At 31.7% G+C, this 11,808-nt stretch carries 9 protein-coding genes and 2 tRNA genes; 6 read left to right on the top strand and 5 right to left on the bottom strand.

The features are described 5' to 3' along the window. Positions 1-87: 87 nt before the first annotated feature. The 3 genes from EV143_RS19300 to EV143_RS19290 all read right to left on the bottom strand — a co-directional run bounded on the left by EV143_RS19300 (position 88) and on the right by EV143_RS19290 (position 2,340). Positions 88-160 (bottom strand) — tRNA-Met (locus EV143_RS19300). 120 nt (positions 161-280) lie between these two features. After that, positions 281-811: a DUF4269 domain-containing protein gene (locus tag EV143_RS19295; protein WP_133509565.1), complete on the bottom strand. Its 531-nt coding sequence runs from the start codon at positions 809-811 to the stop codon at positions 281-283. Beyond that, positions 811-2,340 carry an ArnT family glycosyltransferase gene (locus tag EV143_RS19290; RefSeq protein ID WP_133509564.1) on the bottom strand — a complete coding sequence of 510 codons (1,530 nt, stop codon included), beginning with the start codon at positions 2,338-2,340 and terminating at the stop codon, positions 811-813. Before EV143_RS19290 ends, EV143_RS19295 begins: the two co-directional genes overlap by 1 nt. Before the next feature lie 291 nt (positions 2,341-2,631). Between EV143_RS19290 and EV143_RS19285 the strand changes: the two genes are divergently transcribed. The 3 genes from EV143_RS19285 to EV143_RS19275 all read left to right on the top strand — a co-directional run bounded on the left by EV143_RS19285 (position 2,632) and on the right by EV143_RS19275 (position 5,216). Beyond that, a complete protein-coding gene (locus EV143_RS19285) occupies positions 2,632-3,327 on the top strand; it encodes an NIPSNAP family protein (protein ID WP_133509563.1) in 696 nt (231 codons plus the stop codon). A gap of 328 nt (positions 3,328-3,655) precedes the next feature. Further along, a complete protein-coding gene (locus EV143_RS19280; RefSeq protein ID WP_133509562.1) occupies positions 3,656-4,471 on the top strand; it encodes a DUF5694 domain-containing protein in 816 nt (271 codons plus the stop codon). 40 nt (positions 4,472-4,511) lie between these two features. Further along, entirely contained in the window at positions 4,512-5,216 is a 705-nt protein-coding gene (locus EV143_RS19275; RefSeq protein WP_133509561.1) for a DUF6090 family protein, read from the top strand. Positions 5,217-5,580: 364 nt separating this feature from the next. Here the strand turns inward: EV143_RS19275 and EV143_RS19270 are convergent, their stop codons facing one another. Both EV143_RS19270 and EV143_RS19265 read right to left on the bottom strand, forming a co-directional pair. Beyond that, positions 5,581-6,051 carry a hypothetical protein gene (locus EV143_RS19270; protein WP_133509560.1) on the bottom strand — a complete coding sequence of 157 codons (471 nt, stop codon included), beginning with the start codon at positions 6,049-6,051 and terminating at the stop codon, positions 5,581-5,583. A gap of 124 nt (positions 6,052-6,175) precedes the next feature. Beyond that, a tRNA-Met gene (locus EV143_RS19265) sits at positions 6,176-6,248 on the bottom strand. A 116-nt stretch (positions 6,249-6,364) separates the two neighbouring features. Between EV143_RS19265 and era the strand changes: the two genes are divergently transcribed. The 3 genes from era to EV143_RS19250 all read left to right on the top strand — a co-directional run bounded on the left by era (position 6,365) and on the right by EV143_RS19250 (position 11,802). Then, positions 6,365-7,246: a GTPase Era gene (gene era, locus EV143_RS19260; protein WP_133509559.1), complete on the top strand. Its 882-nt coding sequence runs from the start codon at positions 6,365-6,367 to the stop codon at positions 7,244-7,246. Between the two features lie 332 nt (positions 7,247-7,578). Then, positions 7,579-8,889 carry a ribosome biogenesis GTPase Der gene (gene der, locus EV143_RS19255; protein ID WP_059115947.1) on the top strand — a complete coding sequence of 437 codons (1,311 nt, stop codon included), beginning with the start codon at positions 7,579-7,581 and terminating at the stop codon, positions 8,887-8,889. 156 nt (positions 8,890-9,045) lie between these two features. Further along, positions 9,046-11,802 (top strand): outer membrane beta-barrel protein, encoded by a 2,757-nt coding sequence (locus tag EV143_RS19250; protein WP_133509558.1) that lies wholly within the window; start codon positions 9,046-9,048, stop codon positions 11,800-11,802. The last annotated feature ends 6 nt before the right edge of the window (positions 11,803-11,808 follow it).

Below are 11,808 nucleotides of genomic sequence, written 5' to 3'. Positions count from 1 at the left end.
TTGTTAGCGTTATCTATCTCATTAACAGTAGAATATCAACAAATAAAAAAGGGACAAAGAAGACTTTTTCTTCTTTGTCCCATGTAGTAGCGGGAACAGGACTCGAACCTGTGACCTTCGGGTTATGAGCCCGACGAGCTGCCTACTGCTCTATCCCGCGATGTTTCGGGTGCAAAGATACGGAGTAAATATGGTTATGCAAAGAAATTACTCATTTTTTTTAAAATGCTTTATTTGAGTTTTAAAGCGCAAGTTTTCAGTGCTTTATATTAAAAAAGGATTAGATAGTGAAATTAAAATCCAGCAATTCTAAATACGGATTTCCTTTTAAACCTAATAAAAAAGCGAATGCAGGCTCAGTTTTGTAACCGTTTTGTTTGAGTTTTATGATTTCTAATCGAAAATTTTCGCCTTTTTCTTCTAGAATTTGATGTTCGATAATCATATGTTTATATCCATTTTGATTTTTGGTTGGTATATTTTGACCAAAAATTTCAATGTCAAAATTATCAACTCTAAAGTTTGCTATAATTGTCTCTTCATTATTTATATCGGTTTCTCTAATTTTAAATTCACTTTGATCTTCAAAAGAAGCTTTGAGTTTTTCTATAAAATTGGTTTTGTTTTTCCAATAACAAATAATATCGAGATCACTGTTTTCGATGTCAATATTTATCGGAATTGTACCAACCAAAATAGGATTGAATTCATTTAAATTGAATAAAATTTCATTTTGAGTCAGCACTTCAAAAGCCTGAATTTGTCTTTTGTTTCCGTTTTTTAAATATTCTATATTACTGAAATCTGTCATTATTTACTATAATTCTTTTCTTCTTTGATTTCTTGTTCTATTCTTTTGTTAATATTCACTTTTGCCTCAGTAAAAACAAAAATAGTAGTTTTGTATTCTCGCGCATTTTTATTGGTTATTTCGCCGGCAATGGCAGAAGATTTAAAATAAGGACTTGTTTCTTTAAATTCATTATTATTTCCTTCAAATGTTTTAATCCTGATGAGGTTTTTATATTGAATATTTAGATTAAACCAATTCACATAATCAGCATTAAAAGAAACCGCTTTTATTCCTTTTTTGGTGTAATAATTAATTGCTCCGGCCTGGCCATAATTATCGCAAAGAACAATTGTTTCTTTTTTATTTGAAATTAATGCATAAACAGAATCTGTTTTGCGGGCAAGTTCTTTCCATCCCAGCATATCGGCAAAATCCTGAGGCAAATGATGATCTTTTCCGTCTTCCCAACGAAGCATTCCTAACTTTTTATATTTATCAGAATGTTTTACTAAATATTCAGGGCTTTTATTTGGGAAATCCAGATTGTACATCGGGATAAAAATCAATAATGGAATTAGAATAAATACAGGCTGTAAATAACGTTTCCAACCCACCTTTAATATCTCAGAAAGAAAAACAGATCCAAAAGCAATATAGATAGGATATAGCCCAATAGCGTAATAAGCTTTTGCCTTAAAGTATAAAAAGACAATAAGGGTAAAAATTAATGAAGCAAAGAAAAGTTTATATTTCCCGAAAGGTTTGTAAAACAATAGTGCATACAAAGCCGAAAGAATAACCAAAAGAGAACCAATAAAAAAGAATAATTGTTCTTTTAAAAATACCATTCGGTCTACATTTACCAATTGTGTTTCAGCCAATACTTTCATATGGTGCACAATTGGAAATTGATTGTTGTATTGCCACAGAAGATTCGGCAGAATCAATAATAATCCTAAAATTAAGGCAAAATAAAGTTTTTTCTCTGCTAAAATTCTTCTCTGATCAGAAAGCAAAAGGGCAGGCAAGAGACCAATAAGCAGAAAAAGAATATTGTATTTGTTCAGAAAACCAAAAGCAAACACAATGGCGCCTATATAAAACCATTTTTTTTCTTCGGTTTTAATGTATTGGATAATTATATAATAAAAAGCCGTCCAGCATAAAACGTCTAACGAATTGGGCTGATACAATATGTTGATTCTTAATAATGAAGAAAAAATAATGCAGGTTGCACCCAAAATTAAAGCATACAAATTTCCTTTGAGTGTTTCGATAGTTTTCCAGACGATTACCAAAGTCAGAGCGCCAAAAAGTGCAGGAAAGAACTTGACCCAGAAAACAGAATTCCCAAGCAAAAAGATAAGATACGAAAACCAGGAAGTAACAGGCGGAACAGATAAATAGCCCCAAGCCAGGTGATGCGCCTGATCCAGATGCAGGTATTCGTCACGCTGCAAATCGTATTCAGGACTTATTAAAATATATTGCAAAACAAATTTTAAAATAATAAATCCGAATAATAATAATATGGTTTTTTTGGTCATTGAGTTTTTGGTTTTTATAAGATAACTCTTTTTATATCAGCTGTTAAAATATTGTAGCTAATATATAATTTATTTTGAATTGAGACTAAAGATGAATTTTGAAAAGGAATAAAAAAGTAAAGATTGAAGAAATCTTGCGGAAATAAATATAACTGTAAATATCATTTTAAAGGAAAAAAAGTTATTATATTTAGAGTAAAAGTGCAAGACTTTGACACAATATTTTTTTAATAAATTAATTAAAATACGCAAACTCTAAGACCTCTCAATATTATAAATACAAAAATTATTATGGATAATTTAGCCCAACAAAATTCAGAAAACATACAAGTATTAGAAATTCGGAATTATCTATTAAAACCAAATTTAACCGATAAGTTCAGTGATTATTTTCACTCGAAATTTGTTGTGCCGATGAATGAACTGGGAGGATATACAGTGGGAGAATTCAAAATTAATGGCGTAAATGACAGGTTTGTTTGGTTTCGTGCCTTTGCAGATATGAAAACCAGATTAAAATTTTTGAATGATTTTTATATTAATAGTGCAACTTGGAAGGAATATGGCAAAGGTGCAAATGAGATGATGATAAACTCTGATAATGTTTATTTGCTTCGACCATTAAAAGCGCAAATTAATAGAGAGTTTTTAAAAACGGATAAAACATTCACCGTTGTAGATTTCTATGTTTGTAATAGTACACTTGAAAAAGTTATTAATCTGTTTGATACTACCTACATTCCTTTTCTTAAAAATTTAAAAATAGAAGATATAACGCTTTGGGTGAGCGAAATGACTGAAAATGATTTCCCGGGATTACCTGTTTTTCGGGATAAGAATCTTTTAGTAAGTATTACAAATTACAAAAATGAAAATGAGTTCAACACCAAGCAAAAAGAAATTGATAATATGCCAGCTGACTTAAAAAAATCGATGCAAGAGTTAGTAACCATTCACAATAAATTAGTGCTTTTAAACTTGAGGTAATGTTCTGAATTGATTTTATGTTCAAAATCTAAGAGAATTACAAATTGTTATAAACAAAAAAGCTCTAGATTTCTCTGAAGCTTTTTGTATTATTAGCAGGAAGCATTAAAATACCTAACCAGATTATTATTTTATGTATCAAAATCATCCAGTAATATAAAAGTTATGATGATTTATAGTAGAAAAACTATATATTTGAAAATAAGTAATGTGTACTATTTATCACACATATGTGCCCTGATTTGGTCGCTTTATGTGGTTTTGTAATACGTATAAATAAGTTGGTAACAATTCAGAGGAGCGACAATAATAAAAACAAACTAAAAAAATGACTTTCATTAAAACAATTTCTACATTTTTAATTGCGCTTTTAATTGTAACAACAACCTTTGGACAAGAATCTAAACATAAAACTAAAATCTTATTGATTGGTACAATTCACTTCGAAACGCCTCATTTAGATCAGTTTGAATTAAAGGTAGACGATTTTTTTAGTACTAAGCGACAAAGTGAATTAGAAGATTTAACTAATGTTCTATCTCAAACAAAAGCGACTAAAGTGATGATTGAAAGGCCATTTGAAAATCAACGTTCTAGCGATAGTTTGTATAATTTATATTTAACAGGCCGTTATAAACTTACAGTTTCAGAAAGAGAACAAATTGGCTTTAGGCTAGGTAAAAAATTAAAATTAAATCAAATAAACTGTATAGACAAATTCTATGCAATGCACGATAGCTTAATGGCTGCAACCGCAAAAGAAAATAATCAACTGTATTTGCTAAAAGATTTAGGAACCCAGGCAAATGCAATGCTAAATGATTATGATACTAAATTGAAAAAAGGCACAATAACCGAAGTTTTACAATACATAAATAAACCTGAAGAATTAAAAAGAAATTTATCAATTTATCTAAAATTTATAGCAAAGATTGGAGCTGGTAAAAATTTTGCAGGAGCAGAAGCTGTATCAGAATGGTATTTAAGAAATCTTGCTATTTATTCAAATATTATGAATCAAGTAGATGCAAATGACAAATACGTTATACTAATATTTGGACAAGGACATATTCCGATACTAAAACACTTACTACAAAATAATGATGACTTTGAAGTCGTTGAATTAAATAGCGTACTAAAATAAACTGCACCAACCACCAGAGTTAAAATTATAAAACTAAACCATGCAAGACGAAATAATAAAACACACTAAAAATATATATTCAGAGATGAACAATAAAAAACATTCCTTCAAAGAAAAAGTAAAAGAAATACTTGTTGAAATTTTAATTATTGTATTTGCAGTTTCACTTTCAATTTGGCTTCACTCCTGGAGCGAGGAAAGACATGAGCATAAAGATGCTCAAACATTTTTAATGGGGTTGAAGGAAGATTTGCAAAATGACATTTCAAACCTGGAAGAGACAAAAAAAACATTAGATAAAACTCAAAAAGAAATATCATTTGCTTTACATCTTACACCACAAAAAATTGATAGTCTTAAAGCGAATCATCAACAAATTAATTCAGGTACAAATTTCATTAATACATCAGTAAATAATGGACGATATGAAGGCTTTAAATCTAGTGGAAAAATAAATACCATAGAAAATCAAAAGATAAGAAATAAAATTTTGAGTTATTATCAGCAAACTATTCCAGAGATAGCGTTTGTCGAAAGGGCATACGAAAAACTTACTTCAAATTATATAAATCTATTACTGAATGGAAAAGAAGATGAAGATATCAATACGACTTTATTGAAAAAGAAGACAAAAATTATTTTGTCAGGTATTGATAATTTTACCAAAGAAGCCCAAAATGATTATGAAGAAGCTATTAAGCAAGCAAGAGAAATTATAAAAGAAATTGACGAAGAGAATAAATAAAAAAAAGAACGCCCATATTAGCGGAAGTAGCCCGCAGTGAGCGCAAAAATTGTTTCAGTAGTCATTATGGAACAATTCTCGAAGCAATTGTGGACGACTTAAAATAAATAAATATTATTTTCTATTAATTCCCATTTCCACGCTGGCGCAATCGCTCCGCTAGTTAACGCAAAGTTGCTTCAAAGTAATCCAAAACAAAAAAAGCTCCAGATTTCTCTGAAGCTTTGTCTTAGTAGCGGGAAAAATCAAAATATCTAAACAGTTTTTTGAAGATTATTATAAAGTTGTTTGTCCTCATAAGATTGCTTAACCTTCACTCTACTTTACATCAAAAATGCCAATCTAATTTGATAGGTTTTTGAAGCTATTTCATCGGAATATATATTCCATGAACTCCATTTTCTGGACGGTAATAAAACTGAACAAGATAATTTTTGTCTGTTATATATTGATATTTATGTTTATATGACTTATCTCTGAAATCATAGATGTCAGCAATTAAATATTTTTGGTCAATAAGATACTTAGTCACATCAAGGTCAAAATTTGCTATTTCTTGTTTGCCTTTTTTGTATGTAAAGTACTCAATTTGTAAGGAAATTTTTTTGTCAGGTTGGCTTTTAATTATTGTCCAAGTTTCTTCATTGAATTTTAAATCACCAGGCACGTATTCTTCATGAATTTTTTTAATACCTTCTTCAGTGTTTATAAGAAAGTAAACATTTATAAATTGAGGCATTATGATTTTACCGTTCACTTGTAGGATCAGATTTACATTTTGTGAAAGTGATAAAAATGGAAGAATTAAAAAAAATATTAGCGCTAAATTTTTCATTTCTAGATTGTTTTTTTAAAGTATAAATCACTCTAACGCAGGATTTAAAATCTGTTCTTGTAAAAGAGTTGGAGAAGTAAATATAAACAAAAAAGCTCCAGATTTCTCTGAAGCTTTATCTTAGTAGCGGGAACAGGACTCGAACCTGTGACCTTCGGGTTATGAGCCCGACGAGCTGCCTACTGCTCTATCCCGCGATGTTTCGGGTGCAAAGATACGCCGATTTTCTAGAAATCCAACGAAAACTTTAAAAAATGTTTTATTTTCTGTATTGAGTTGATATGACTACCTTTGCAAAATAAATAGTACACAAATGTCACATAAAGCAGGTTTTGTAAACATCATCGGGAATCCAAACGTTGGAAAATCAACATTGATGAACGCCTTTGTTGGAGAAAGATTATCGATTATTACATCAAAAGCACAAACAACTCGTCACCGTATTCTTGGAATCGTGAATGGCGAAGATTTTCAACTTATATTATCGGATACTCCCGGAATCATCAAACCCGCTTATGAAATGCAGGAATCGATGATGAACTTCGTAAAATCGGCTTTTGAAGATGCTGATATCTTAGTTTATATGGTCGAGATAGGAGAGCAGGACTTAAAAGATGAAGCTTTCTTTAATAAAATCATTCACGCTAAAATTCCGGTTTTATTATTATTGAATAAAATTGACAACTCTAATCAGGAACAATTAGAAGAGCAAGTAGCATTCTGGACTGCAAAAGTGCCAAATGCTGAAATTTTCCCAATCTCGGCTTTACAGAATTTTAATGTACCGGAAGTTTTTGGAAGAATTATCGAATTGTTACCAGAATCTCCGGCATATTATCCAAAAGATCAATTGACAGACAAACCGGAACGTTTTTTCGTAAACGAAACAATTCGTGAAAAAATCTTGTTGAATTACAGTAAAGAGATTCCGTATGCGGTTGAAATCGTTACGGAAGAATTCTTTGAAGATGAAGCTATTATCAGAATTCGTTCTATTATTATGGTAGAGCGTGAAACTCAAAAAGGAATCATTATTGGACATAAAGGTGCCGCTTTGAAAAAAGTAGGTATGGATGCCCGTGCCGATTTAGAGAAATTCTTCGGAAAACAAATTCATATTGAACTAGTGGTAAAAGTGAATAAAAACTGGAGAAGCAATGCCAATATGTTGAAACGTTTTGGTTATAATCAATAGTTTTTGTTTAATTGATTAATAGTTAATTTGTTTAATTGATAAACGAGAAGTTCTTGAAACCTTGAATCTCTAGCCCTGATAGAAGTGGAAATCCTTTTTTGCCGGGGTTCGGCAGAAAAGATTGCAACGGATAGCAGGATTAGCTCCTGAAAAAACACCTCAAAATAACAGGAAAAATAATAAAAACTTAGGTACTTAGAAACTTAGCGACTTAGCCACTTTTTTAACTACCTTTGCAAAAAATTAAAACACAGTATTTTAGAATTGTAAGTAATGTGATTTTAGGAAACTAGAATCTAAAATCTGCAGTCTAAAATCTAAAATTCAAAAAAATGAATAACATTGTTGCGATAGTAGGAAGACCTAATGTAGGGAAATCAACCCTTTTTAATAGGCTGATACAAAGAAGAGAAGCTATTGTAGATTCAGTATCTGGGGTTACCCGTGATAGAAACTATGGTAAAAGCGAGTGGAACGGAAAAGAGTTTTCTGTAATTGATACCGGCGGATATGTTCGCGGATCTGATGACGTTTTTGAGGGAGAAATTCGCAAGCAAGTAGAGCTTGCTATCGACGAAGCCGATGTTATTATTTTTGTGGTTGATGTTGAAGAAGGTATTACACCAATGGATGATGTTGTTGCGCGTTTGTTGCGTAAAGTGACAAAACCAGTTCTATTGGCTGTAAATAAGGTAGATAACGCCATGCGTGAGAAAGATGCATTGGAATTTTATAACCTTGGTTTAGGTGATTATTTCACTTTTGCCAGTATTTCAGGAAGTGGAACAGGAGATTTATTAGATGCTTTAATTGAATCATTTCCAATAAAACCAGAACCAGTTCAGGAAGAAGTTGTTTTGCCTCGTTTTGCTGTTGTAGGACGTCCAAATGCCGGAAAATCTAGTTTTATCAATGCATTAATTGGTAAAGAACGTTTCATGGTAACGGATATTGCGGGTACAACTCGTGACGCAATTGATACAAAATTTGACCGTTTTGGATTTGAATTTAACCTGGTAGATACTGCGGGAATCCGTCGTAAAGCTAAAGTAAAAGAAGATTTAGAGTTTTACTCTGTAATGCGTTCTGTTCGTGCTATTGAGCATGCAGATATTTGTATCTTGATTATTGATGCAACCCGCGGATTTGAAGGTCAGGATCAAAGTATTTTTTGGCTGGCAGAGAAAAACCGTAAAGGTGTTGTAATCTTAGTGAACAAATGGGATTTGGTTGAAAAAGACACCATGTCGACTCGTGATTACGAAGCTAAAATTAGAGAAGAATTAATGCCTTTTACAGATGTGCCAATTTTGTTCGTTTCGGCTTTAACGAAACAACGTTTATTGAAAGCATTAGAAGCTACAGTTCAGGTTTTTGAAAATAGAAAACAAAGAATTCCGACTTCTAAATTCAATGAATTTATGTTGAAGGTGATTGAAGCATATCCGCCGCCAGCGACAAAAGGTAAATATGTAAAAATTAAATATTGTATGCAGTTGCCAACATTAACACCTCAGTTTGTGTTTTTTGCTAACATGCCACAATATGTTAAAGAGCCATATAAGAGATATCTTGAAAATAAAATTAGAGAAAATTGGGATTTTTCAGGAGTGCCAATTGATATTTATATCAGAGAGAAATAAAATAAGAAAATCCCCGCCAGTCGGGGATTTTTTATGGCTACGCTTTAATTTAGAATAATTTCACCACACTAAATGGCATGTTATTTGAATAAATGTAAAAACTACAATTAAACCTTTTTGTTTTTTTGCAGTCTAACAAATCAAACCAACCATTTTATGACCAAATTTTTATCTTTCGTACTTCTTTCCCTTTTTTGTTATTCGGCGAATGCCCAGAATGATATTGTTTTAAAGGGAACTATAGTTGACATCAACACGCAATTGCCTCTCGAAATGGCTACCGTTTATTTTACCACTGTAAAAGATTCTACCGTACTTGAATACGCCACTACAGATAAAAACGGCTATTTTAGTATCAATACTAAAAAATACGATAAACCTGTTTTTCTGAAAGTAAACTACATGGGTTATCAGCCTTTTTTTGAAGAAGAAAAAGGACTTATGGAAAGTAAGGATTTTGGTAAATTGTATTTACTTGAAAGTGTAAATGCCTTAGATAATGTCGTTATCAAAAGTGAAGCACCACCAATAACAATCAAAAAAGATACTTTAGAATTTAACGCAGCCTCGTATAAAGTCCGTCCGGATTCGAATGTCGAAACGCTGTTGAAACAATTGCCCGGTGTAGATATAGATAATGCGGGGAAAATTACCGTAAATGGAAGGGAAGTAACGCAGTTTTTAGTAAACGGAAAAGCTTTCTTTGATAAAGATGGAGCAATAGCGCTGAAAAATCTGCCTGCTGAAATAATAAAGAAAATTCAGGTTTCTGATTTTAAGACGAAGAAAGAAGAACTGGCGAAACAAGAATCGACATCAGATTATTCGACGATCAATTTAACCATTGATGAAAAGAAAAATAAAGGTTTCTTCGGGAAAATATTAGGAGGATTTGGATCTGATGATCGTTATGAAAGCAGTCTGATTTTGAATTTTTTCAAAAACAAACAAAAAATAAGTGTTTTAGCATCTTCTAATAATATCAATTCGACCGGATTCGCTATGGATGAGGTTTTTGATAATATGGGCGGAGGAAGAAATAGCAAAGGAAACTCCCAAAGCTCCGGAGGCGGCAAGGGTATTACCCAATCTAATTTGGTTGGTGTGAATTACTCTGATGACTGGTCTAAAGATTTTGAGGCGATGGGAAGTTATAATTTTTCGAATTCGGTTAATAAAAACGAAAGCAAGTCAAATCAAACCGACTTTTTGCCTACAGGAAATAATCTAACTTCATCAGACTCTAAAACGAGAAATGAAAACACAGGAAATAAAGCTAATTTTGAGTTTGAATATAAAATTAATCCAACAACACGATTGGTAGTCGCCCCAAAAGTAAGTCAGTCGAGATCCAACAGTAATTCAGCTTCTTCGAGTTTTTCTGAAGATGAAAACGGAGAGGCCTTAAACAAAAGTACTTCAGAATCTTATAATGAAAGTACAAATACTAATTTCGCCAATAGTTTAAACTTCAATAAAGTTTTTGAAAAAAAATCACGTAACCTGAGTTTTGTTTTTACAAATAACAATACAAGAAGTGATTCGAACGGATTGAATTTTTCAGAAACGCTGTTTTTTAAGGGTGATAAAGAAGATGATTTTAGAAATCAAAATGCTAAAAACAGTTCCCGTTCTGATACTTATTCGGCAGATATTGAATATACAGAGCCTATTACAGATTCGTTAAGAGTGCGATTCGGAACTGATTTAGATTGGGCTAGTTCTATAAATGACGAAAAAACATTCAATTTTGATCCTGCAACACAAGCGTATACAGATCTAAATGAATCTTTAACAAATTATACGACTTCAAAACAAAATTCGATTACTCCTAAAGTGGGTATAACGTGGCAAAAGAGCAAATTTACCGTTAATATGAACTCGAGGACTTCTATTATTGATTTTGACAATTATGCGTTGTACAAGGGTACAGCTACTGATTTGGATAAAAGATATGCTTTGCCTTATGGAAATGCACAAATTAGATATAAGTTCAGCCGTTCAAAAAATTTGACTTTTAAATATGATTATTCAAACGCGCTTCCAACTGCAACACAATTAATGCCAATTATAGATGCGACAAACCCCTTGAATACCGTTACCGGAAATCCGAATTTAAATCCAATCGAGAAAAATACCGCTAGTATTGATTTTAAGAACTTTGATTTTCGTACACGTTCAGGATATAGTTTGTACATAAAGGGAGATTATTATAATAATGATGTTGTTTCGACTTCTATTTATGATGATAGCGGAAAAAGAACTACCACTTATGTAAACATTTCAGGAACTTATATTGCTTCTGTTGGTGCCAACTGGAATCAATCTATTAAACGAGATGCACATGTTTTGAGATATGGTTTTGGTATAAACGGCAGCTATTCTTTTGATAAAGGATTTACAAATGCCGTAATTTATAATGCAAAATCTACCGCCATTACGCCAAAAGTAAATTTGACCTACGAATACGGAGATTTGTTAATCATTTCACCATCATATAGTTTTTCTTATAACGAAACACAATATGAGAATTACACCAGAGATGCAAGTTCAAATGTTATTCACAGGATCAATTTGCAAACTACAAGTTACTGGCCGGCGAATTTAATCTTCGGAAATGATTTTGGATATACCTATAATTCTAATATTTCAGATGATTTCAAAAAAGATTTTTACTTGTGGAATACGAGTTTGTCTTATGGTTTTTTTGATAAAAAGCTTTACGCAAAAGTAAAAGTTTATGATGTTTTAAATCAGAATCAAAGTGCTACGAGAACTATATCAGCAACATCGATTCGCGATGAACAAAATACAGTTTTAAAACGTTACATCATGTTTTCTTTAGCCTATAAGGTTGGAAACTTTGGAGGTAATGAAAAAAAAGGATCTAAGAGAAGGCAGAGAGAGGAGTAGGTTTTT

The organism is Flavobacterium chryseum (assembly GCF_004362015.1).
GTDB lineage: Bacteria > Bacteroidota > Bacteroidia > Flavobacteriales > Flavobacteriaceae > Flavobacterium.
The sequence above is the reverse complement of the archived record's forward strand: the minus strand, read 5'-3'. Positions and strand labels throughout refer to the sequence as shown.